We start from the raw sequence: 22,019 nt of genomic DNA on the forward strand, positions 1-22,019 counted from the left end.
CATTCCAGCACCTGCTCGGAAATGTGCGGCTCTAACGCGTCGTAATCGTACGGCAGCGGATCGAGTTCGTAGCTCATGTCTACATTCGTGTCCATGCGCGGGACGGGTAAGAACGTTCTCTGTATCGTTTTTCAGTAATATCCTTGTCACTACTTCGAGCGCTATTTAACCCCTTCAATTGGCAGTTAACACCAAATTACGAGACAAACATACTATACCTGTTTGTTTTTGGCTACTGGCGACGCGGGGCTTATCTGTGCCGAACTCGTCAGATCGAGTATGACACCAGACGAGACGACCGCGGGCGGCGTCGAGCCGCTCTCGGGCGAGACGGTCAGACACGGAACGGGCGTGAACTCCGATCGCGCGTTTCCGACGAACGGGCATCCGGACAATCTCGACCCGTTCGTGCTGTTCGAGCGGTTCTACATCGACCCGGACAAGGGGTTCCCGATGCACCCGCACAAGGGGTTCGAGATCGTCTCGTACATGATCGAGGGCGGGATGGAGCACGCCGACTCGCTCGGCGTCGAGCACACCGCCCGCGAGAACGGGGCGATGCGGATCACGACCGGGAGCGGGATCCGTCACTCCGAGTTCCCCGCCGACGGCGAGGCCTGTAACGGGCTCCAGCTGTGGGTGAACCTCCCCCGCGAGGAGAAGGAGGCGGACCCGGACTACGTCGACGCGAGCGCCGAGGAACTTCCCACGACCGAGCTCGACGGTGCGACCGTCACGACCGTCGTCGGCGAGGGCTCGCCGATCGAGCTACGCACGCCGATGGAGTATCTCGACGTTCGCGTCACCGACGCGTGGACGTGGGAGATTCCGGACGAGTGGACCGGATTCCTCTACGGCGTCGAGGGAAGCGGGACCGTCCGAGAAAGCGGTGCCGGCGCCGACGCCAACCGCGAGTTCGGCGCGGGCGACGTGTTCCCGAACGCGGACGCGCGGGACGTGACGGTCGAAAGCGACGAGGGAGCGGGGATCCGGTTCGTCGCCGTCTCCGGGCGGTCGCACGGGGAGCCGATCCGGCAGCAGGGGCCGTTCGTCTTATAGAACCGCTCGGCAGCAGGGGCGATCTCCGAGCGAGCGGACGACGGGGTATGATAACGCGGGCCGCCGAAGGGACGACCGAATGCCACTCGATCCGGACCGCGTTCAGACCGTCACCTTCGACTCGTACAGCACTCTCGTCGACGTCGAGGCGGCCGAGGCGGCGCTCGCCGACCGCGTCCCCGATCCGGAGCCGGTGTCGCGGCTCTGGCGCTCGCGGTCGCTGGCGTACACGTTCGTCGCGAACGCGATCGACGCGTACCAGCCGTTCTACGAGATGAACCGCGACGCGCTGACGTACGCGCTGGCGGCCCACGGCGTCGACCTGACGACCGAAGAGCGCGACGAGGTCCTCGCGGTGTACCACGAGCTGGAGGTGTTCGGCGACGTGCGGTCGGGCATCGAACGCCTGCGCGACGGGGGGTACGAGCCGTACGTGCTCTCGAACGGGAACCCGGAGATGCTCGACGCGATGGTCGAACACGCGGGGATCGAGGACCTCGTCGCGGACACGATAAGCGCCGACGAGGTGGAGACGTTCAAGCCGGCGGCGGAGCTGTACCGCCACGGCGCCGCTCGAACCGGCACGCCGATCGACCGGATCGTCCACGTCACCGCGGGCTGGTTCGACGTACTGGGAGCGTCGCACGCGGGGATGCAGGCGGTTCGCGTCGATCGGAAGGGGACGCCGTGGGAGCCGTTCGCGGGCGACGACCCGGACCGCACGGTCGAGTCGATCCACGAACTGGCCGACGCGCTGGGCGTCTAACGGTCGATCCGAGGTCGGTAGCGGCGGCGACGTGCGCGATCAGTCCCGCTCGGCGATGATCGTCTCGCCGGCGCGCACCGCGTCGCCCTCGCTCACGAGGAGGTCGGTCTCGGCGACGTCTGCAGGGAGAATCACGTCCGCTCGCGAACCGAACGAGACGTGCCCGACGCGCTCGCCGCGGTCGACGTCGTCGCCGGGCTCGACCGCAGGGTGGATCCGCCGGGCGAACCAGCCGGCGATGATCAGCAGCTCGTACTCGCCGAAATCGATCGCGACCTGCTCGTTGCGGTCTGACTCCTTGTCGAAGGCGGGACGGTTCGCGCCGGGCCGGTGCCGCACCTCGCGGACCTCGCCCGCGAGCGGCGCGCGGTTCACGTGCACGTCGGTGACGTTCATGAACACGCCGACGCGCAGGCGCTCGCCCTCCTCGCGGACGACCGACACGGTGCCGTCGGCGGGAGCGACGACGGCGCCCTCGGCGTCGGGCGTCGAGCGCTCGGGGTCGCGGTGGAACCAGAGGACGCCGAGCGCGAGCGCGAGCAGGCCGATCCCGACCGGCGGCAGGAGCGGGAGCGTCACCGCGGCGGCGAGCGCGGGGACGAGCGCCAGCCGCCACGCCTCGTCGACCACCTCGAACGGGAGCACCGTCGCGAGCGGGGGGTTCCGTCCCATCGTCACGCCTCCGCAGGCTCCCGAATGTCGGGACGGAGTTCGGTGCGCCCCGCCGCCCACGCCGCGAGCAGGTGGACGAGGTGGGTCCGGTCGTCGAGGCCGTCGACGAGGTCGAGGTCGGCCTCGCCGGCGAGGACGTGAAGCCGAGCGAGGTCGTCGCCGCCGTACTCGGAGCCGGCGCGGGCGACCCGCAGGGTCTCGCGGAGGAGCTCGCCGCCGTCGTATCCCCCCTCGTCGAGGAGGTCGTCGAGGGTCGACCGGGCGTCTTTGAGGTCGCCGGCGCGGGCGTCGGCGAGCGACTCCCGGATCGCGTCGTCGTCGCCGACCTCGCCGAGCGTCTCGTAGGCGGTCGACATGGTGATCTCGCCGCCCTCGACGGCGGTCGCCTGCGCCGAGAGGATCGCCTCCCGGAGGTCGCCGCCGGCGGCGCTGGCGACGAACTCCAGCCCGTCGCCGTCGTAGTCGACCGCCTCGCGCTCGCAGATCGTTTCGAGCACGTCGATCGTCTCGTCGGTGGTCGGCGCGCGGACGCGGACCGGGAAACACCGCGAGCGGATCGGCGCGATCAGCTTCGACGGCTGCCGGGTCGCGATCACGAACTGCGTGGTCCGGTGGTGCTGTTCCATCACCCGACGGAGCGCCTGCTGGAAGTCCTCGCGGATCGCTTCCGCGTTGTCGAGCAGGACCGTCTTGTACTCGCCCGACATGGGCGCGTACGACGCCGACTCCTTCAGCACGCGGTTGATCATGTCGCGTTTCGCCATCCGGCTGCGCCCCTGCAGGAACCCCTCGAAGCGGGGGTCACTCCGGATCTCCTTTTTGGTTCGGCCGAAGAAGTCGGCGACGTTGATCTCGATCAGGTCGCTGTCGGGGTTCTCGTGAGCGGCCCGGGTCAGCGCCCGCGTCGCCGCCGTCTTCCCGACGCCGGGCGGCCCCTGAACGACGAGGTTCATCGGCTCGTCGACCGCGCGCTCCAGCCGCTCGCGGGCCTCGTCCTGTCGGATCTCGTCGAGCGCCGGGGCGTGCGCGTCGATCCACAGCGGTCCCTCCATGTGCCGTCCTCCGGGCCACGCGCTCAAGAATCGGTCGGTCCGGCCCCCAGCCGCTGCCGTCGACCCCAACGGCCCCCCGTGGGACCCGGTCCGGTGGGTCTCACCCGGTTGAGTCCGGCTCATAGAATTATTAACAATCGAAGTAAACGAACATCAATCGTTAAGTACCGGGAGTAAACATGTTCATTGTACATGTCACAAGACAGCCGATCTGACGACGACCGACTTACGCGTCGCCACTACGTGGCCGGCGCCGGAACTCTCGCCACCGTGGGAATCGCCGGCTGTTCCGGCGGCGGCGACGGCGGTGACGGCAGCGACGGGAGCGACGGTTCGGACGGCAGTGACGGCTCCGACGGCAGTGACGGCTCCGACGGCTCCGACGGCAGCGACGGGGGAGCGGCCGGTCCCGTCGAAGTGCTCCACGGCTGGACCGGCGGCGACGGCGCCACGGCCGCCGAGGCGCTGGAGGAGGCGTTCAACGAGGCGCATCCCGACACCGACCTCAGCATGAACCCCATCGGCGGCGGCGGGAACGAGAACCTCGACGCCGTCGTGGCCAACCGCCTCCAGAGCAACGATCCGCCGGGCGCGTTCGCCGGCTGGCCGGGGCCGAACCTCGAGCGCTACGAGGGGGCCCTCGGTACCGTCGACGACGTCTGGGAGGAGAACAACTTCGAGGACGCGATGGTCGAAGAGGCGGTCGACCTCCACCAGCAGGGCGGGAGCTACCGCGCCGTTCCGCTCGGATCGCACCGCCTGAACTGCCTGTTCTACAACGTCTCCGTCGTCGAAGACGCCGGTATCGACGTCGAGTCGCTGAACAGCCCCTCGGCGCTGATCGACGCCTTCGGCACGGTCGCGAGCGAGACCGACGCCGTGCCGATGACGCACGCGATGTCCGGCACCTGGACGACGACGCAGCTGTGGGCCGCCGTGATGCTCGGCGAGAACGGCTACCAGCCGTACATGGACTTCCTCGCGGGCGACGGCGACGAGAGCGCCGTCCGGGCGGCGTTCGAGACGACCGCGGAGATGCTGGAGAACCACATCAGCGACGACGCCGCGTCGCTCAACCTGACGCAGTCGAACCAGAACATCATCAACGGCAACGCCGCCTTCATCCACCAGGGCAACTGGGCGGCAGGCGCCTTCCGGAACGCCGAGGACTTCGAGTACGAGGACGACTGGGGCTTCAAGACGTTCCCCGGCACGGAGGGGATGTACACCCTTCACTTCGACTCCTTCCTGTACCCGGCTGACAACCCGACGCCGGAGGCCTCGAAGACCTGGCAAGCGTTCGTCGGCAGCGAGGAGGCCCAGATCGCGTTCAACCAGTACAAGGGGTCGATCCCGACCCGGACGGACGTGAGCATGGACCAGTTCGGCCCGTACCTGCAGGAGACGGCCGAGGACTTCGCGAACGCGGAGTACCGTCCGCCGAACCTCCAGCACGGACTCGGCGTCACCTCGCAGACGATGACGGCGCTCAACGAGGTCATCTCGTCGGAGTTCACCGGGCCGTACAACGTCGACGCCGCGACGCAGGGCTTCCTGGACGCGGTGTCGAACTAAGCCCACCAGATGCTCGATTTTTATCGTCGATTGCACCGGGCGATCAGTCCGTCCTCGGGCGACGGAGACGAGGCCCGTACGGACGGCGGCGTCGTGAGCGACGGCGCTACCACGAGTCCGGAACCGGGACCCGACCGAGGAACGACGGAGCGGCTCAAAGCCGCGATCGACGACCGCTTCGGGACCGACTTCGTCGAGTCGTCGATCTTCTGGCTCCCGCCGTTCCTGCTGATGGGGCTGTTCGTCTACGGCGCGGTCATCTGGAACCTCCTCATTTCGCTGACCGACTACGAGGGGTTCGCGAACGCACCGGACTACTCGAACCTGGACTTCGGGATGTACGCCCGGGCGCTCGGGGACTCGGGCTTCATCGACGCCGCGGTCAACACGCTCATCCTGCTGATCGCGTTCACGGCGGGGACGCTCGCGGTCGGCCTCGTGCTGGCCATCCTGGTCGACAGGGGGATCCGGTTCGAGAACACGTTCCGGACGATCTACCTCCTGCCGATGAGCCTCTCGTTCGTCGTGACCGCCCAGTTCTGGCTGTGGATCTACAACTACAACAACGGGATCGCCAACAGCGTCATCGGCGTGTTCGGACTCGGACCGGTGAGTTGGCTCGGAAACCAGGCCATCGTCCTCTACGCCGTCATCTTCGCGCTGATGTGGCAGTTCTCGGGGTACGCGATGGTCGTGTACCTCGCCGGGCTCCGCGCGATTCCGGACGAGCATTACGAGGCCGCCAAGGTCGACGGCGCGTCGACGCTGAAGATGTACTGGCGCGTGATCATCCCCCAGCTGAAGGGCGCGACGATCAGCGCCGCGGTGGTGCTGATGGTGTTCGGCATGAAGGCGTTCGACTTCCTCTACTCGCTGGTGGGGGGGTACCGGCCGCCGAACGGCGCCGACATCCTCGCGACGAAGATGGTCCGTGAGGCGTACTCGAACTCCCAGTGGGCGTACGGCGCGGCGATCGCGATCGTCCTCTTCGGGATGGCGCTCGCGGTCATCGGCCCGTACCTCGTCTACGAATACCGGAGGAACAACCTATGAGCGACGGAGAACTTCGAACGGACGGAAGCGGCGCGACGGCGAACTCCCGCTGGAATCTCGACGGGGTGACGGTCGAAGACGCCGCGCTGTACGTCGTGTTGGCGCTCGCGGCGGCCTTCTACCTCGTTCCCATCGAGTCCGGATTGGTCACGTCGTTCAAGACCGGCACCGCGATCGTCGAGACCGCCCCGTTCGCGCCGCCCGGAGCGTCCGGGTTCACGTTCGAGAAGTGGCAGACAGCGACCGACGCCCTGTTGCGCGGCATGGGGAACAGCCTCCTGTACGCCGTGCCGGCGACGATCATCTCGGCGCTCATCGGGAGCATCACGGCGTACGGACTGACGATCCCGAACTGGAAGGCGTCGTACAAGGCGCTGGTGCTCGCGCTCATCATCGCGGGGATCTTCATCCCGTACCAGGCCGTGTTGGTCCCGCTGACCCAGTTCTGGTCGCAGTGGGTCCAGCTCAGCGACCTGCTCTCGTTCGTCTGGGCGCTCGGCATCGACGACGACTACGTCGGGATCGTCGAGCTGGTGGTCACCCACGTCGCCTACGGGATCCCGATCTGTACGCTCCTGTTCCGGACGTACTACAAGACGATGAGCGACGAGATGATGGAGTCCGCCCGCCTCGACGGGGCGTCGCTCCGCCGCGTGTACCGGCGGATCGTCCTGCCGCTCTCGGGGCCGATGTTCGCCGTGGTGCTGATCTACCAGTTCACCCAGATCTGGAACGATCTGCTGTTCACGCTGGTGATCGTCTCGACGGAGTCGAGCCCCGCGGCGCCGGTCGTGCTGATCCTCGCGGGTCTCGGGACCTCGATGGAGGGCCAGGACTTCGCGCTCCGGATGGCCGGAGCGTTCTTCGCGGCGCTCCCGACGCTCGCGGTGTACATTCTCTTCGGCGACGAGTTCGCCGAGGGGGTGGCGGCGTGACCCGCGCCCGAACGGCGGGCGGCGTCGACGCGGCTCGCACGCGAACGGCGGACGAAGTCGGCGACGGTTCGATCCGGGAGTCGGCGCGACGCACAAACGACTATTCGACAGCGATCACAACTCAAAGATATGGCAACGCTTGAACTCGATTCGGTAACGAAGACGTTTCAGGACGGCGACGAGGAGATCGTCGCCGTCGACGACATCTCGATGTCGATCGACGACGGGGAGTTCCTCGTCGTCGTCGGTCCGTCGGGCTGTGGAAAGTCCACGACGCTGCGGATGATCGCCGGGCTGGAGACGATCACGTCCGGCACGATCGCGCTCGGCGATCGCGTCATCAACGACGTGAAATCGCAGGACCGAGACATCGCGATGGTGTTCCAGTCGTACGCGCTCTACCCCCACATGAGCGTCAAGCAGAACATGTCGTTCGGGCTCGAGGAGTCGACGGATCTCCCGGACGACGAGATCAGCCGAATGGTCTCGGAGACCGGCGAGCTGCTCGACATCGGCGAGCTCCTGGGCCGGAAGCCGAAGGACCTCTCGGGGGGGCAACAGCAGCGCGTCGCCCTCGGGCGCGCCATCGTCCGGGACCCCGAAGTGTTCCTGATGGACGAGCCGCTCAGCAACCTCGACGCGAAGCTCCGCGCGGAGATGCGGACGGAACTCCAGCGGCTGCAGAACGACCTCGGCGTGACGACGGTGTACGTCACGCACGACCAGACGGAAGCGATGACGATGGGCGACCGGATCGCCATCCTCGACGGCGGCGAACTACAGCAGATCGCCGAGCCGCTGAAGTGCTACCACGAGCCGGCCAACCAGTTCGTCGCGAGCTTCCTCGGGGAGCCCTCGATGAACTTCTTCGACGTGACCCGCGACGGCGACCGACTGGTCGGCGACGTCTTCGAGTACCCCGTCGGTGACGACGTACGTGCGAACCTCGGGGAGACGACCGACCTCGTCCTCGGGATCCGCCCCGAGGCGATCGAACTCGTCGAGGGGGAAAGCGACGCACACGAGTTCGAGATGACGGTCGATGTCGTCGAGCCGATGGGCGACGAGAACACGGTGTACCTCCACTTCGACCCCGACGCGGACCCCGAGTCCGCCGAGACGCTCGTCGCGACGATCGACGGGTTCACGCGCGTCAGCGAGGGCGACACGGTGACCGCGCGGATTCCGGAGGACGCCATTCACCTCTTCGACCGCGTCACGGGCGAGGCGCTCCACAACCGGTCGATGGAAGACGCCGCCGATCAGGTCAATCTGACCTGACCCGGCCCGGCTATCCTGACCCGTCCTGACCTATCCTACCTTGGCCTGATCGAACCGTTGTTGGCCCGACCGTTCCGGACGCGGGCTGGCGCGGTTGGTTGTTGTTTTCGCCGTCCGTCTCCGTTGCCTCACCAGTACGCGGTTCGATCGACGCCCTCGGCGAGGAGCGCGGCGGCGGCGACGTGAGCGTAGGCGCACCACCCGAGCGCGAGGAGTGCCGCGACGCTGCGCGTGGCCGTCGCCGCGAGCGCGCTCCACGCGGCGACGACGAGCACGGTCGCCCCGACCCACGCGAGGAAGTACGTGCTCGACGCCGTGCCGCGGAGCGCGTCCCGCCGGAGCCCGGCCCGGAGCCCGTCTCGAACGCTCACGACGGCCGCCGCCGGAAAGAGGTAGCTGCAGGTGACCGTGACGAGCAGCGCGCCGGTCGCGAGGGTGGCGAGGGTCACGCCCCCTAACGCGTCCGGGACCGTCCCGCTCGCGACGACGTATCCCGCGGCGACGACGGTGACGGCCGCGGGGAGGAGGTAGACGGCGGCAACGCCGAACAGCCGACCGGCGAGCCGCGCCGTGGCGGCCGTCGCCAGTCGGGGAAACCCGTCGTCTGCGAGGACGCCGCCGAGCAGGCCGAGCCACGCGAGGAGCGGGGCGACGGCGAGGGCGAGCGGCGCCACCAGCGACCAGTCGGGCCAGAGGCGCGCCGCGACCCGGACCAGCGCCCCGCAGAGCAGGAGCGCCGCGAGGCACTTCGCGGTGCCGTCACGGCGCGTTCGGTCGGCGAACGGATACCGGAGCGCGTCGGTGAACACGTCAGAATCTCTCGCCAGCGCCGCGCAAAACGGTGACGGTCGCGGGCGGGATCACTCGCGGACCCGCTCGACCTCGCGCCGGAGCCCGTCGCGGACGCGGTTCGCGATCTCCTCGGCGTCGCCGCGGTCGACGGTTTCGGCGTCCTCCGTCTCCAGGAGCCGGTCGAGCTTGCGCTCGAACTCGCGCTCGTCGATCTCCCCGCGGGCGTAGCGCTCGCGGAGCGCGCGGAGGGCTGGGTCTTGGGGCGCGTCGGCGTCCTCGTCGTCGTCCGCGTCGGGCAGGGGCTTCGTCAGCGTGTGGAGGACGGGGAGCGCGACGAACAGGCCGAAGAACCAGACGAGCGGCAGCGACCACCAGAGCCCGGTGGCGAGCGGGGCGGCGACGCCGGCGCCGACGACGAGGACCGCGAACAGCCGCCGCCAGCGATGGCGGAGGTTCCACGCGATCCGGCGGGGGAGACCGGTCATACGTCGGTCGACGCCCGCGAGGGGCAAATCGGTTTCGTCGCCGGGCGTCGGTTCGTCACGGACGGGAGATCGCCGCGGGTCAGTCCAGATCGAAGACGAGCCGGTCGCCGGGGTCGACCCCGTTGCGCTCGCTCCACCCCCGAGGCACCTCGAGGACGTATCTCCCCGTACCGCGGTACCGGGTGTACGGGCGCGATTCGGGCGCCGCCTCGTGGACCTCGGTGACGGTGCCGTCGGGGGCGACGAAGACGATGTCGAGCCCGAACGCCATCCCCCGCATCACGTAGGCGTGCTCGCCCGTCTCGTCGTGGACGAACAGCATCCCCTCGTCGGCGGCGAGCGCGTCGGTCTCGGAGAGTCCGACGTACTGCTTCGCGAGGCCGTCGGCGACGCGGGCTTCGACGGTCGCGAGCGAGTCGCTCGTCTCGCCGTCGACCGCCTCGACGGTCGTCGTCTCGTAGCCCGCGATCAGGAGGGTCGGGTTCGCCGCGACCGCGGCGGCGAACAGGAGGGCGACGGCGACGAGGGCCCCGGCGACCGCGAGGAGGCGGCGGTTCACGGCCGATCCTCGCGCCGGAGAAAGAAACCGTTTTCCGCTCCCGGCGGGTTTGAAACCCTGAGGGCTCGTGGTCTAGCTGGTCATGACGCGGCCTTTACAAGGCTGAGGTCGGCGGTTCGAACCCGCCCGAGCCCACTTCCTGCGGCGAGCAATCCGCGAGCCGCAGGTGTGGCGTGGCGGGTTCGAACCAGGGAGCGGGAGGTGAGCGAGCCCCGGCGAGCGAACGGGAGCGACTGAGGTTCGAACCCGCCCGAGCCCACTTCGCGCGTTTATAACTGGCTACCGGCTAACCGGAGTCGGCCATAGCGTTTTGTGCGCTCGCCGTAACGTGTTCCTGTATGCCCGAAGAAACCGTTCACGAGTCGCGGAAGCCGCGAAGTCGACAGGCGCTCGCAACCTACTTCCGACGCATCGCGAGGGCGCTCGGTCGCGGAGAGCCGGTGCCCGTCGACGACGCCGGCACGGTGACGGTCGATCCGGCGGCGGAGCAGGAGGTCGAAGTCGAACTCGAACGCGAGGATGGGACGGTCCACTTCGAGGTCGAGATGGAGTGGCCGGAGGCGGAGGGCGAGATCGACGACGACGCCGCGGCGAGCAAGGCGACCTTCGAGCTGTACGCGGACAACGCCGGCGACTGGCGCTGGCGGCTCGTCCACGACAACGGCAACATCATCGCCGACGGCGGCGGCGGCTACTCGGACAAGCGCGACGCCACGTCCGGCATCGAGAGCGTGCAGCGGAACGCGCCGGGCGCCCACGTGATCGACGCCGCCCGCGACGAGGAGGCGCCCGACGACGGCGGCAGCAACGCGACCTTCGAGCTGTTCCGCGACAAGGCGGACGACCACCGCTGGCGGCTCGTCCACGACAACGGGAACATCATCGCCGACGGCGGGCAGGGGTACGCCTCCAAACAGAAGGCGAAGCAGGGGCTCAACAGCGTGAAGTCGAACGCGCCCGGCGCCGCCGTCGAGGAGCCGGGCGACGACGATGAAGCAACCGAGGAAGAGTAGTCAGACCATGGTCCCCGACAAGAGACCCTCCACTGACGATCGCAGTGCGACCGACACCGCCACCACGGAGGTGGGCAGCACCTCGGCCGACTTCCTCGCACCCGGAGACGACGCGCCCGCAGAGCTGGTCGACGTGCTCGTGTACGGGCTCGTCGGCGGGATCGCCGGCTCGGTGCTGTCGTTCGTCCCCTTCGCCACCGTGCTCGGCGGCGCGGTCGCCGGCTACCTCTGCGGTGGCCGATCGGCGGACGCGCTCAAGACGGGGACGGTCGCCGGCGTCGTGATGACGCTACCGTTCGCGGTGATCGTGTTCGCCCTGCTGTTCTTCCTCGGCTTCGCCGGAGCGCCGGCGGAGTTCGGGCTCATCGCGCTGGCCGTGGTCGGATTGGCCGCCGTCTACACCCTCGGATCCGGGATCGTCGGCGGCTACCTCGGGCATTATCTCCGAGGGCAGCTCTGAGGCCGTCTCTGAGCCAGCCCCGCGGGCTACCCGCCGGCTCCGGAGGGGCGCCCGCGCCGACGCGGACCGCACCGCTTATTCGCCGCCCGTTGCTACCTCGGCCCGGACATGGACGCGCTCGACGCCAAGTACCCGTTCTTCGCGACCGCCCGCGAGGCGGTCGCCGACGCCGCGGTGTCGCTGCCGGAGCTCGTCGCGGCCGACGCGCCGGCCGTCGAGCGCGCCCGCGAGCGCGTCGAGCGCGCACTGATGGACGGAACCGTCGCCTCCGAGAGCGGCGCCTTCCCCGCGGAGTCCGAGTACGACGCGCAGGCCGAGCTGCTCTCGTACCCGATCGCCCGGATCCTCGTCTCCCTGCTCGACTCCGACCCCGCCATCGAGAAGTACGCCGCCGCCGAGGCCGCGACCGCGATTTCCCGGATCCGCGAGGACCTCGCGACCGACGACGAGCTGCGGTCGATGTCGACCCCGACAATCGGGCTGGACGACGTGCTCGCCGAGTTCGACCTCGCGGACGCGGTGCGGCCGGAGTCACCCAAACTGGACGCCGGAGGCGGCGGCGCGACCGCGACGGGTGGCGGTTCCGGCCGCGACCCGGAGCACTACTGGATCGCCGTTGGGCCGTACCTCCGGCTCACGTCGCCGTCGTGGGGCACGTCGTGGCGGCTCGTCAACCGCGCGCTCGCCGGCGGCGAGGTGCGCGTCGCTCGCGAGGAGCTGCTGGACGCGCTCGAAGCCGCGGTCGAAGACCGAGTCCGAGAGGGGCTCCCGTTCGAACTCGCCGCCGGCGAGGGGATCGCCGCCGAGCTCGAATCCGGCGTCGCGGACCTCAAACGGCTGCTCTCGGAGCGCACCTACGCCGGTCCGGTGGACGTGGTCGCGCCCGACCTGTTCCCGCCGTGCATGCGGAACCTGATCGAGAAGGCCGAGCGGGGCACGGCGCTGTCTCCGCCGGAGTCGTTCGCACTGATGGCGTTCCTCGTCGGAATCGGGATGACGCCGGACGAAGTGGTCGCGTTCTGCGCCGACACGAGCCTCGACGCGGAGGGGATCCGGTATCAGACCGAGTACCTGAGCGACGACCGGGGGACCCAGTACCCGCCGCCGACCTGCGAGACGCTGGCGAACTACGGGATCTGCCACAACGAGGCGGATCATATGCAGGTCGCCGCCGACCCGCTCGCGTACTACGAGCAGCGCGTGGCCGAGGCGGACGACATCACCGACTGGAGAGAGGAGAACGCGAACGCAGCAGAAGCCGAGAGCGAGTAGCCGGTCTACGCGTCGTCGCCCGCGCGGATGAGGTACGCGCCGACGAGCGCCATTAGCAGTACGAACGCGGCGAGCAGCGCGACGAGGGCGATCGCACCGGTCTCCGGCAACCCCTCGGGACCACCGAACGTGAACCCGATCCCCACCAGTCCGGCGACGAAGACCGCGGCCGCCGACAGCGAGACCGCGATCTGCCGACGAAGCTCCGCGTCGATTTCCATGCCCGCGATTTTCCGTCGCCGCTAAAAAAGGACTTCGATGAGGGCGTCGACCCGTCGACTCGATCGGGTCGAGCGAGAACGCCCCCGAAACGGAGAATATCGGCTTTTCGACCCGCATCGGCGGCGATCTTATCCGTTTCCGCCTCCTATCTCGACAGGAAGCGAGGGACCACCCTCGCAGTCACCCATGACGCACATCCGAAACACATCCGCGTCAGCAGCCTCCGACCCGACCCCGTCGCGAGAGCCGTCCGCGGTGCCGTCAACGGCCGCCGGCGAGAGCGACGACCGGTCCTCCCGGGCCGCCGCCGAGGAGATGACGGTCCGCCCGCTCCGCGACCGGCGCTACGTCGTCGAGACCGACGGCGGCACCTACGTGGTCGCGCTCGACGCGGGCACCTGTACCTGCCCTGACCACGCGATACGCGGCTCGCGCTGTAAACACCTCCGCCGCGTCGCGATGGAAGTGACTGCGGGGACGGTCCCCGCGCCGGACGAGCGGGTCGGCGCCTGCGCGGTCTGTGGCGCGGAGACGGTCGTCCCCTTCGACGCCGTCGGCGCACGGCTCTGTGACCGACACGCGTTCGAGCCGGGCACGGTCGTCCGCGACCGCGAGACGGGGAAGCGGCTCGTCGTCGCCGCGGTCACGACCGAACGGGCCGACGCCTACCGGACCGACGAGGGGCGGACGGTCGCCGAGTACCCCACGAACGCCGACTACGGCGCCCACGAACCCGTCGTCGAGGCGGTGTACGTGGAGGCGATCCGCTCCGATCAGAGCGTCGGAGACGGCGACCGGTACGGGTTCCCCGCCTCGCGGCTCACCGGGCGAGATGACTGATGTCCCGGCGGAGCGTGTACCCCTTCGGGACGCCGACGACGCCCACGCACTCATCGCACAGCACCCGCTCGTAGTCGCGGTTCGTCTCCTTCTCGAGCAGCGAGACGTCTCCGATCGGGAACACCGACTCGCACCGATCGCACTCTGCCTTGTCGCCGTCGACGATCTTCATTACCTCCCCGTTTCCGAGATCAGTATATAAACTCGCGGACGGCGTTATCACTCCGGATAGCGGGTCGATAAAAATCGGATAGTTGAGAGTCGGTCGACGCGGCCGTGGTCTCGGTGGTCGTCCGGCGTTAGCCGAAGAGCTCGCCGAGGCCCTCGCCGCCGTCGTCCTCGTCCTCGTCCTCGTCGTCGGCCGCTTCCTCAGCGGCGTCGGCCTCGTCCTCCTCGGCCTCGTCGTCGGCCTCGTCGGCCTCAGCGGCGTCCGCGGAGCCGCCCGCGGCGGCGCCGGCGGCGGGGGCCGCGGCGGCCGTCTCGATGGCCTCCTCGATGTCGACGTCCTCCAGCGCGGCGACGAGCGCCTTGACGCGGGATTCCTCGACGTCGACGCCGGCGGCTTCCAGCACGCCGGTGATGTTGTCCTCGTTGATCTCTTCGCCAGTCTCGTTCAGGATGAGCGCAGCGTAAACGTATTCCATTGGTGTGTCCTCGTAGTGTTATCCGAACATTGCGCCGAGACCCTCGCCGCCGTCGTCGCCGTCGTCGTCGTCGGCATCGTCGGCGGCCTCGTCGGCCTCAGCGTCGTCCGTGTCGTCTTCTTCCTCCGCCTGTTCCTCCTCGTCGGCGTCGTCCGTCTCGGGAGCCGGGGCGGCTTCGACGCCCTGCAGCTCCTCGGGGAGCGCCTCCTCGTCGTCGATCTGGGCCGCGAGCGAGCGGAGCTGGGCGTCGGCCTTCCCGATGAGGTCGGGCACGACGTCCGGGCTCTCGATCTCCGCGAACAGCCCGACGGACTTCGCCTCGCCGGACGCCTTCGCGAGAAGGCTGCCGGCCGTGGCGGCCGTCGGGTACGCGGCGTTGATCGAGAGGTTCCGCGCGGCGGCGGCCGCCGAGCGGATGTCCGCTTCGTACTCGTCGACGTCGATTTCGAGCTCGTCCGGCTCGAACAGGACGCCGTCGGAGTAGACGCCCTTGAGGTCGAGCCCGACTTCCTTCGGCTCGATGCCGAGCTCGGTCAGGACGTTCGCGAGGTCGTCGTCGACGACCTCGCCCTCCTCGAGGACCTTCGAGTCCTCGGTGACCATGATCGAGCCGTCCTGGATACGCGCAGCGGCGCCGATCGTCTGCAGTTCGCCGACGAACGGCCCCGGGTCGACGCCCGTGTCACCCTCGGGGATGACGACGTCGTTGGGGGCGACCTCGCCCGCGTTGATCGGGGCGGGGGTCTTCGAGGCTTCCAGCTGCTTGAAGAGGCCGAACGGGTTGTCGTTCGTACCGATGAGCGCGACCTGACCCGAGACGTACTGGGTCAGCTCTTCGACGCCGTCGTTCACCTCTTCGAGGGCGCGGACGGTGAGCGTGTTGCGGCTCATCCGGACGTCCGCGGAGCCGTGCAGTTCGCGGCGCATGGCCTGGAGCTGTCGGCTCGGGATGCCGGCGACGCCGACGATCCCGACGGAGTTGAACGAGTCGATGAACTCGACGAGCTCGTCGACCTCCTCCTGTTTCCACTGCGGGATCGTCTCGGTCTTGCGGACCGAGCTCATACGGGCACCTCCTTCGCGGGACCCATCGTGGTCTTCACGTAGATCCCGTCGATGTTGAGCGGGCCCTTCTCGAGGCTCGCTTCGAGCCGCCGGATGATGACGTCGATGTTGTCCGAAATCGCGTCGGGGCCCATATCTTCGGCACCGACACGGGTGTGGAACGTGCGCCGGTCACGCGACCGGAGCTGCACGGTGTTTTTCATCCGGTTGACTGTGTCGACGATGTCGTCGTCCGGCTGCAGTGGGGTAGGCATCTTCCCGCGCGGACCGAGGACGGTACCGAGGTACCGACCGATGTCCTGCATCAGGTTGGCCTCTGCGACGAAGAAGTCGGTCTCGCCGGCCAGATCCTTTGCGCGGTCGTCGTCGTCTCCGAGGTCCTCAAGGTCGTCGCTGTCAAGCACTTGATCAGCAACTTCCTGAGCGCGGACGGCGGTTTCGCCCTCCGCGAAGACGACGATCTGTGTCTCCTGCCCCGTTCCAGCCGGCAGCACGACGGACTCGTCGATGCGGTTCGACGGATCGTTGAGGTCGAGATCTCGCAGGTTGATCGCGATGTCCACGGTCTCGCGGAAGTTCCGCTCGGGCGCATCGTCGAGTGCGAGGGTTACGGCCTCTTGTATTGTGTCTGCCATTTTCACCTCCGTAGTACGCAGGTCGCTCCTACGGGTCAGTGAAACAGGCGAAGCCTGTCTCACCGGAAAGTGGTTCATCGGAGGTTTAAAAGCGTCGAACCGCCCCTCCGGGTGTGAACCGGAGACAGGGGTCGTGCGGGCCGTTCTCGCGGCTGGCGTCGTCGAGCGCCCGCGGCGTCGATCGCCTTCGACGCCGAACGCTTTGGAAGTCGAGCACCGCTTCGACGCCCGTCGAAGGCGAAAACGTCGTATAGGGGAACCCTTTTGATGCCGCTCGTCGACCCACGAGGTAATGACTCAGGGTGGTCCGGCGTGACGATGGACGACCGTATCGAGGACCTCCGCGAGCGTCGCGAGCGGGCGGCGCTCGGCGGCGGCGAGGACCGGATCGAATCCCAACACGAGAAGGGGAAGATGACCGCGCGCGAGCGCATCGACTACTTCCTCGACGACGGGACGTTCCACGAGTTCGACCGGTTCCGCACCCACCGGAACCACAAGTTCGGCATGGAGGAACAGCAGATCCCGGGCGACGGCGTCGTCACGGGGTACGGTGAGGTGAACGGGCGGAAGACGTTCGTGTTCGCCCACGACTTCACCGTCTTCGGCGGCTCGCTCGGCGAGGTGTTCGCCGAGAAGGTGTGTAAGGTGATGGATAAGGCGATGGACGTGGGCGCGCCCGTCGTCGGCCTCAACGACTCCGCGGGCGCCCGGATTCAGGAGGGCGTCGGGGCGCTCGGCGGCTTCGCGGAGATCTTCCGGCGCAACACGGAGGCGTCCGGCGTGATCCCGCAGATCTCGGCGATCATGGGGCCGTGCGCCGGCGGGGCGGTGTACTCCCCGGCGATCACGGACTTCACGTTCATGGTCAAGGACACCTCGCACATGTTCATCACCGGCCCGGACGTCATCGAGACCGTCACGGGCGAGGAGGTGAGCTTCGAGGAGCTCGGCGGCGCGGTCACCCACACGTCGACGTCCGGCGTCGCGCACTTCGCCGAGGAGAGCGAGGAGGAGGCGTTGGACAACATCGCGCGGCTGCTCTCCTACCTCCCCGCCAACAACGTGGAGGACCCGCCCCGCGTCGAGCCGTGGGACGACCCCGAGCGCGCCGACGAGTCGCTGGGCGACATCGTTCCGGACGCCCCGCGGAAGCCGTACGACATGAAAGACGTGATCGGCAGCGTCGTCGACGAGGGGTCCTTCTTCGAGGTGCAGGAGAACTTCGCGAAGAACGTCGTCGTCGGCTTCGCCCGGCTCGACGGTCACTCGGTCGGGGTCGTCGCCAACAACCCCCGCGTGAACGCCGGCACGCTCGACATCGAGTCGAGCCAGAAGGGGGCGCGCTTCGTCCGGTTCTGTGACGCGTTCAACATCCCCATCGTCACCTTCGAGGACGTGCCCGGGTTCATGCCCGGCACCGATCAGGAGCACAACGGGATCATCCGTCACGGCGCGAAGCTGCTGTACGCCTTCTCCGAGGCGACGGTCCCCCTCCTCACCGTCATCACTCGCAAGGCGTACGGCGGGGCCTACTGCGTGATGTCGTCGAAGCACATCGGCGGCGACGTGAACTACGCGTGGCCGACCGCGGAGATCGCCGTGATGGGGCCGAAAGGCGCCGTCAACGTCCTCTACCGCGAGGAGCTGGCCGAGGCCGACGACCCCGACGCGCGCAGACAGGAGCTCATCGACGAGTACCGCGAGGAGTTCGCGAACCCGTACACCGCCGCCGACCGCGGCTTCGTCGACGACGTGATCGAGCCCGCGGAGACGCGTGCGCGGCTGATCGACGACCTCCAGATGCTGAAGGGGAAGCGCTCCGAGGCGCCCGAGAAGAAACACGGCAACATCCCGATCTGATGGCGGCCGACGCATCAGACGCGGACGACCCGGCGTCCGGCGATTCCGCGACGCCCGGCGATCCCGGCGCCGTCCTCGACAGCCTGTCGATCCCGGACGACGCCGGCGACGCGGAGGCCGCCGCCATCGCCGCCGCGGTCGCGGCCCACCTCCGAGACGGCGAGCGCGCGGCGGCCGCGGCCGCCGCGGCGAACGACGAGCCCGACTGGGAGGGCGAGCGCTGGTCGTTCGCCGGTCGCGTCGATCGGCTGCAGAGTCGGTCCGTCCGGGTGCCCGTCGACGCGCCGACCGATCCGTGGACCGCGGCCGGTCGCGCCGACCGGTTCTGAGTCGGGTCGCGCAGACGCTCCCGGCGGCTCAGGCCTCGCGCGATTCGTCGCCGTCGCCGTCGCCCGCGTTCTCGAGCGGGTCGTCGCGCCACTCATCCGCCGAACCACCGCCGAGGAGTCGGTTGAGCACGATCGGTACGACGCCCGCGAGGAACGCGAGGAGACCGATCCGAACGAGCAGCGAGACGTCGGTCAGAAGCGTCACGGCGAGGTACGTGCCCGCCGCGACCAACACCGACGGCAACACGTAGGGGTTTCCGGGCGAAAGCATGTCCGAGTATGGTGGTCGGCAGGCTCTTAATCGTCTCGGGGAGTCGCAACGAGCGCCGACATGGTACGACGATCGTCGTCATCGGTCGTCGTCGCCGACCGATAGAATGAGGTGGGTTATGGTGGAAATGACGTGCAGGAATGTTCGATAAGGTTCTGGTCGCGAACCGCGGGGAGATCGCGGTTCGGGTGATGCGCGCCTGTGCGGAGCTGGGTGTCGACACCGTCGCCGTGTACAGCGACGCGGACAAACACGGCGGCCACGTCCGGTACGCCGACGAAGCGTACAACGTGGGCCCCGCCCGCGCCGCCGATTCGTACCTCGACGGCGAGGCGGTCGTCGAGGCCGCGCGGGCGGCCGACGCCGACGCGATCCACCCCGGCTACGGCTTCCTCGCCGAGAACGCCGACTTCGCGGCCCGCGTCGAGGCCGCGGACGGGATCACCTGGATCGGCCCCGCCAGCGACGCGATGGAGCGGCTCGGGGAGAAGACCCACGCCCGCCGCGTGATGGACGACGCCGACGTGCCGATCGTCCCCGGGACGACGGAGCCGGTCACGGAGGTCGAGGCGGTGACCGAGTTCGGCGACGAGCACGGCTACCCCGTCGCGATCAAGGCCGAGGGCGGCGGCGGCGGCCGCGGGATGAAGGTCGTCGAGAGCGCCGAAGAGGCCGAAGAGGCGCTCGAATCCGCCAAGCGCGAGGGTGAGGCGTACTTCTCGAACGACTCCGTCTACCTCGAACGCTACCTCCAGACACCCCGCCACGTCGAGGTGCAGATCGTCGCCGACGCGGGCGACGGCGACGGAGAGACCGAGGTCGTCCACCTCGGCGAGCGCGACTGCTCGCTCCAGCGCCGTCACCAGAAGGTGATCGAGGAGGGGCCCTCCCCCGCGCTCTCCGACGAACTCCGCGAGAAGATCGGCGAGGCCGCCCGGCGCGGCGTCGCGGCCGCCGACTACACCAACGCCGGCACCGTCGAGTTCCTCGTCGAAGAGGACGTGGACCGCGACCCGTCGGAGCCGCTCGGCCCGGACACGCCCTTCTACTTCCTCGAGGTCAACACGCGGATTCAGGTCGAACACACCGTTACGGAGGAGCTGACGGGGATCGACATCGTGAAAGAGCAGCTCCGGGTCGCCTCTGGCGAGGGACTCTCCGTCTCGCAGGACGAGGTCGAGCTGGAGGGTCACGCGATCGAGTTCCGGATCAACGCCGAGAACGCCGCGAAGGGGTTCCAGCCGGCCAACGAGGGGCGGCTCGACACGTACGATCCGCCGGGCGGGATCGGCGTCCGCGTCGACGACGCGCTCCGGCAGGACGACGAGCTGGTGACCGACTACGACTCGATGATCGCGAAGCTGATCGTGTGGGCCCCGGACCGCGAGGCGTGTCTCGCGCGGTCGAAGCGCGCGCTCGCGGAGTACGATCTGGATGGCGTCGTCACCGTCGTCCCGTTCCACCGGCTCATGCTCGACGACGAGCGGTTCGTCGACGGCACCCACACGACGAAGTACCTCGACGAGGAGCTCGACGAGGAGCTGGTCGCCGAGGCCCAGGAGAAGTGGGGAACCGAGTCGTCCGCGAGCGACGAGGGCGACGAGGAGGTGTCCGAGCGCGAGTTCACCGTCGAGGTGAACGGGAAGCGCTTCGAGGTCGAACTGGAGGAGCGCGGCGCGCCCGCGATCCCGGTTCCGGAGGGCGGGGCGGGCGGCGGCAGCGGCGGTCAGCGCCCGCCGCAGGCGACGAGCGACGACGGCGGCGACGACAGCGGCGTCGACGTGGCCGAGGGCGGCGAGGCGATCGAGGCGGAGATGCAGGGGACGATCCTCTCGGTCGACATCGACGAGGGCGACGAGGTCGCCGCCGGCGACGTGGTCTGCGTGCTCGAAGCGATGAAGATGGAGAACGACGTGGTCGCCGAGCGCGGCGGCACCGTCGTGAGCGTCCACGTCGGCGAGGGCGACAGCGTCGACATGGGCGACGTGCTGATCGTGCTGGAGTAGCGGGCTACCGACCGCGAAGCCCCAACAGCTCGCGCGTCTCCGCGGGCGTGGCCACGGGTCGCCCCACCGCTGTCGAAATCCGTGCCGCCCGCGCCACGAGCTGCTCGTTGGTCGCCAGTTCGCCCCGCTCGTAGTACCGGTTGTCCTCCAGCCCGACGCGGACGTGACCGCCGATGAGGAGCGACTGCGTCGTCAACGGGAGCTGATGGGGGCCGAACCCGATCACGGTGAACTCGACGCCGTCGGGGAGCGCCTCGACGCGGTTGATCAGGTTCCGCGGGTGCGGCGGCGACGTGGTGCCGCCGCCGAAGAGGAAGTTGAGGTACGGCGGGTCGTCGAGCTCGTCGAGGACCGCTAGCGACTCGTTGAGGTGGCCGTCGTTGAACACCTCCAGTTCGGGTTTGATCCCGCGGTCCCGCATCTCGGCGTGCAGCGAGTCAACCAGCCCGCGGGTGTTCTCGGAGGTGAGCCGCTCGTAGCGGTTGAGCGGCCCCATGTCCAGCGACGCCATCTCGGGGGCCGGGTCGGTTCGCAGCGGTTCGTGGCGGAGGGCGTCGGGCGCGCCGGTCCCACCGGTTGAGTGCTGAAGCACGGCGTCGTCGGTCGCGTCACGGACCGCGTCGGCGACCGCCTGAAAGCGCTCGGTCGAGAAGGCGCGCTCGCCGTTGTCGCGGCGGGCGTGGAGGTGGAGCACGCTCGCGCCCGCCTCCTCGCAGGCGGCCGCGGCCGCCGCGATCTCCGCCGGGGTCTCCGGGAGGCCGGGGTGAGCCTCCTTCCCGTGGACGCCGCCGGTGAGCGCCGCGGTGATGATCACCGGCTTCCCCTCGAGGTAGTCGTCGTAGGTCATCGATCGGCGTCGTCCCCCTCCGCGTCGTCCCGCTCCGCGTCGTCCTCCTCCGCCGAGTCCGGCTCCGACTCGACGTAGAACTCGCAGTCAGTCTCTGGATCGAGGCCGTACCGCGCGTTACAGATGTCCGCGCGCATGGGCTGGACGAACGACTCCGTCACAGTACAGAACGCCCGGGGTTCGGCGAACTCCTCCCCATCGAAGGAGGCCCCGTCGCCCGCCTCGCGGTACGTTAAGTGTGGACACTGCTCAGCCATAGCGGACGGAGGCGGGCGAGCGGCTTGAAACCACGCGTCGAAACCGGTCCCCGTTCTGACCGACGA

Annotated in this window: 26 protein-coding genes, 1 tRNA gene and 1 pseudogene; 14 read left to right on the plus strand and 14 right to left on the minus strand. The window is 68.8% G+C overall.

All coding sequences use genetic code 11. The features are described 5' to 3' along the window. Positions 1-77 (minus strand): annotated as a pseudogene (locus ACT4MF_RS11015) (superoxide dismutase); the annotation flags it as partial. 202 nt (positions 78-279) lie between these two features. Between ACT4MF_RS11015 and ACT4MF_RS11020 the strand changes: the two are divergent. Continuing rightward, a complete protein-coding gene (locus ACT4MF_RS11020; RefSeq protein WP_444682650.1) occupies positions 280-1,059 on the plus strand; it encodes a pirin family protein in 780 nt (259 codons plus the stop codon). 79 nt (positions 1,060-1,138) lie between these two features. Beyond that, complete coding sequence (locus ACT4MF_RS11025; protein ID WP_099253794.1) at positions 1,139-1,825, plus strand: haloacid dehalogenase type II; 687 nt, start codon at positions 1,139-1,141, stop codon at positions 1,823-1,825. A gap of 39 nt (positions 1,826-1,864) precedes the next feature. Here ACT4MF_RS11025 and ACT4MF_RS11030 read toward each other — a convergent pair whose 3' ends face one another. Together ACT4MF_RS11030 and ACT4MF_RS11035 are read right to left on the minus strand one after the other, a co-directional pair. Beyond that, on the minus strand, positions 1,865-2,497 hold the full coding sequence (locus ACT4MF_RS11030) for a protein sorting system archaetidylserine decarboxylase (RefSeq protein WP_444682651.1): 633 nt from the start codon (positions 2,495-2,497) through the stop codon (positions 1,865-1,867). Positions 2,498-2,499: 2 nt separating this feature from the next. Continuing rightward, positions 2,500-3,549: an AAA family ATPase gene (locus ACT4MF_RS11035; RefSeq protein ID WP_444682652.1), complete on the minus strand. Its 1,050-nt coding sequence runs from the start codon at positions 3,547-3,549 to the stop codon at positions 2,500-2,502. Between the two features lie 417 nt (positions 3,550-3,966). Here ACT4MF_RS11035 and ACT4MF_RS11040 point away from each other — a divergent pair, with 417 nt between their 5' ends. The 4 genes from ACT4MF_RS11040 to ACT4MF_RS11055 all read left to right on the plus strand — a co-directional run bounded on the left by ACT4MF_RS11040 (position 3,967) and on the right by ACT4MF_RS11055 (position 8,393). Next, the gene (locus tag ACT4MF_RS11040) at positions 3,967-5,124 is read left to right on the plus strand and encodes an ABC transporter substrate-binding protein (protein ID WP_444682746.1); all 1,158 of its coding nucleotides are present in this window, start codon (positions 3,967-3,969) and stop codon (positions 5,122-5,124) included. Between the two features lie 30 nt (positions 5,125-5,154). Next, positions 5,155-6,177: a carbohydrate ABC transporter permease gene (locus tag ACT4MF_RS11045; protein WP_444682653.1), complete on the plus strand. Its 1,023-nt coding sequence runs from the start codon at positions 5,155-5,157 to the stop codon at positions 6,175-6,177. After that, a complete protein-coding gene (locus ACT4MF_RS11050; protein WP_099253798.1) occupies positions 6,174-7,112 on the plus strand; it encodes a carbohydrate ABC transporter permease in 939 nt (312 codons plus the stop codon). The genes ACT4MF_RS11045 and ACT4MF_RS11050 overlap by 4 nt, the downstream gene beginning before the upstream one ends. Before the next feature lie 129 nt (positions 7,113-7,241). Continuing rightward, positions 7,242-8,393 carry an ABC transporter ATP-binding protein gene (locus ACT4MF_RS11055; RefSeq protein WP_444682654.1) on the plus strand — a complete coding sequence of 384 codons (1,152 nt, stop codon included), beginning with the start codon at positions 7,242-7,244 and terminating at the stop codon, positions 8,391-8,393. Positions 8,394-8,521: 128 nt separating this feature from the next. Here ACT4MF_RS11055 and ACT4MF_RS11060 read toward each other — a convergent pair whose 3' ends face one another. The 3 genes from ACT4MF_RS11060 to ACT4MF_RS11070 all read right to left on the minus strand — a co-directional run bounded on the left by ACT4MF_RS11060 (position 8,522) and on the right by ACT4MF_RS11070 (position 10,229). After that, positions 8,522-9,202, minus strand: coding sequence for a DUF4013 domain-containing protein (locus ACT4MF_RS11060; protein ID WP_444682655.1), 681 nt, complete (start codon positions 9,200-9,202; stop codon positions 8,522-8,524). A gap of 51 nt (positions 9,203-9,253) precedes the next feature. Then, positions 9,254-9,670 (minus strand): SHOCT domain-containing protein, encoded by a 417-nt coding sequence (locus ACT4MF_RS11065; protein ID WP_099253801.1) that lies wholly within the window; start codon positions 9,668-9,670, stop codon positions 9,254-9,256. Between the two features lie 79 nt (positions 9,671-9,749). Further along, positions 9,750-10,229, minus strand: a complete 480-nt coding sequence (locus ACT4MF_RS11070; RefSeq protein WP_444682656.1) for a DUF192 domain-containing protein — start codon at positions 10,227-10,229, stop codon at positions 9,750-9,752. A 61-nt stretch (positions 10,230-10,290) separates the two neighbouring features. Between ACT4MF_RS11070 and ACT4MF_RS11075 the strand changes: the two genes are divergently transcribed. From ACT4MF_RS11075 to ACT4MF_RS11090, 4 genes are all read left to right on the plus strand, one after another. Further along, positions 10,291-10,364, plus strand: a tRNA-Val gene (locus tag ACT4MF_RS11075). Between the two features lie 203 nt (positions 10,365-10,567). Further along, positions 10,568-11,242 (plus strand): HVO_2922 family protein, encoded by a 675-nt coding sequence (locus tag ACT4MF_RS11080; RefSeq protein WP_099253803.1) that lies wholly within the window; start codon positions 10,568-10,570, stop codon positions 11,240-11,242. Positions 11,243-11,249: 7 nt separating this feature from the next. Further along, on the plus strand, positions 11,250-11,702 hold the full coding sequence (locus ACT4MF_RS11085; RefSeq protein ID WP_099253804.1) for a DUF5518 domain-containing protein: 453 nt from the start codon (positions 11,250-11,252) through the stop codon (positions 11,700-11,702). Between the two features lie 108 nt (positions 11,703-11,810). Continuing rightward, positions 11,811-12,974 (plus strand): DNA primase, encoded by a 1,164-nt coding sequence (locus ACT4MF_RS11090; RefSeq protein ID WP_444682657.1) that lies wholly within the window; start codon positions 11,811-11,813, stop codon positions 12,972-12,974. Between the two features lie 5 nt (positions 12,975-12,979). Here ACT4MF_RS11090 and ACT4MF_RS11095 read toward each other — a convergent pair whose 3' ends face one another. Further along, positions 12,980-13,195 (minus strand): DUF7472 family protein, encoded by a 216-nt coding sequence (locus ACT4MF_RS11095; protein ID WP_099253806.1) that lies wholly within the window; start codon positions 13,193-13,195, stop codon positions 12,980-12,982. 187 nt (positions 13,196-13,382) lie between these two features. Here ACT4MF_RS11095 and ACT4MF_RS11100 point away from each other — a divergent pair, with 187 nt between their 5' ends. Continuing rightward, positions 13,383-14,036 carry an SWIM zinc finger family protein gene (locus tag ACT4MF_RS11100; RefSeq protein WP_444682658.1) on the plus strand — a complete coding sequence of 218 codons (654 nt, stop codon included), beginning with the start codon at positions 13,383-13,385 and terminating at the stop codon, positions 14,034-14,036. On the opposite strand, the gene ACT4MF_RS11105 is transcribed toward ACT4MF_RS11100, so the two are convergent. From ACT4MF_RS11105 to ACT4MF_RS11120, 4 genes are all read right to left on the minus strand, one after another. Then, entirely contained in the window at positions 14,017-14,208 is a 192-nt protein-coding gene (locus ACT4MF_RS11105; protein ID WP_099253807.1) for a hypothetical protein, read from the minus strand. The genes ACT4MF_RS11100 and ACT4MF_RS11105 overlap by 20 nt on opposite strands. Positions 14,209-14,335: 127 nt before the next feature. Then, positions 14,336-14,680 (minus strand): 50S ribosomal protein P1, encoded by a 345-nt coding sequence (gene rpl12p, locus ACT4MF_RS11110; protein ID WP_099253808.1) that lies wholly within the window; start codon positions 14,678-14,680, stop codon positions 14,336-14,338. A gap of 18 nt (positions 14,681-14,698) precedes the next feature. Continuing rightward, on the minus strand, positions 14,699-15,745 hold the full coding sequence (locus ACT4MF_RS11115) for a 50S ribosomal protein L10 (protein WP_099253809.1): 1,047 nt from the start codon (positions 15,743-15,745) through the stop codon (positions 14,699-14,701). Further along, on the minus strand, positions 15,742-16,380 hold the full coding sequence (locus tag ACT4MF_RS11120) for a 50S ribosomal protein L1 (RefSeq protein ID WP_008847380.1): 639 nt from the start codon (positions 16,378-16,380) through the stop codon (positions 15,742-15,744). Before ACT4MF_RS11120 ends, ACT4MF_RS11115 begins: the two co-directional genes overlap by 4 nt. Positions 16,381-16,698: 318 nt before the next feature. On the opposite strand from ACT4MF_RS11120, the gene ACT4MF_RS11125 reads away from it, so the two are divergent. Further along, positions 16,699-18,243, plus strand: a complete 1,545-nt coding sequence (locus ACT4MF_RS11125; RefSeq protein WP_099253810.1) for an acyl-CoA carboxylase subunit beta — start codon at positions 16,699-16,701, stop codon at positions 18,241-18,243. Beyond that, positions 18,243-18,572, plus strand: a complete 330-nt coding sequence (locus tag ACT4MF_RS11130; RefSeq protein ID WP_099253811.1) for a DUF8022 family protein — start codon at positions 18,243-18,245, stop codon at positions 18,570-18,572. Before ACT4MF_RS11125 ends, ACT4MF_RS11130 begins: the two co-directional genes overlap by 1 nt. Positions 18,573-18,600: 28 nt before the next feature. Here ACT4MF_RS11130 and ACT4MF_RS11135 read toward each other — a convergent pair whose 3' ends face one another. Continuing rightward, on the minus strand, positions 18,601-18,843 hold the full coding sequence (locus tag ACT4MF_RS11135) for a DUF7987 family protein (protein WP_444682659.1): 243 nt from the start codon (positions 18,841-18,843) through the stop codon (positions 18,601-18,603). A gap of 140 nt (positions 18,844-18,983) precedes the next feature. Between ACT4MF_RS11135 and ACT4MF_RS11140 the strand changes: the two genes are divergently transcribed. After that, entirely contained in the window at positions 18,984-20,849 is a 1,866-nt protein-coding gene (locus tag ACT4MF_RS11140) for an acetyl-CoA carboxylase biotin carboxylase subunit (RefSeq protein ID WP_444682660.1), read from the plus strand. Between the two features lie 4 nt (positions 20,850-20,853). Here the strand turns inward: ACT4MF_RS11140 and ACT4MF_RS11145 are convergent, their stop codons facing one another. After that, positions 20,854-21,696: a beta-keto acid cleavage family enzyme gene (locus ACT4MF_RS11145; protein ID WP_444682661.1), complete on the minus strand. Its 843-nt coding sequence runs from the start codon at positions 21,694-21,696 to the stop codon at positions 20,854-20,856. After that, positions 21,693-21,953 carry a hypothetical protein gene (locus ACT4MF_RS11150; protein WP_444682662.1) on the minus strand — a complete coding sequence of 87 codons (261 nt, stop codon included), beginning with the start codon at positions 21,951-21,953 and terminating at the stop codon, positions 21,693-21,695. Before ACT4MF_RS11150 ends, ACT4MF_RS11145 begins: the two co-directional genes overlap by 4 nt. Between the last annotated feature and the right edge of the window lie 66 nt (positions 21,954-22,019).

Origin of the sequence: Halorubrum sp. FL23, assembly GCF_052439115.2 — an archaeon.
Lineage (GTDB): Archaea > Halobacteriota > Halobacteria > Halobacteriales > Haloferacaceae > Halorubrum > Halorubrum persicum.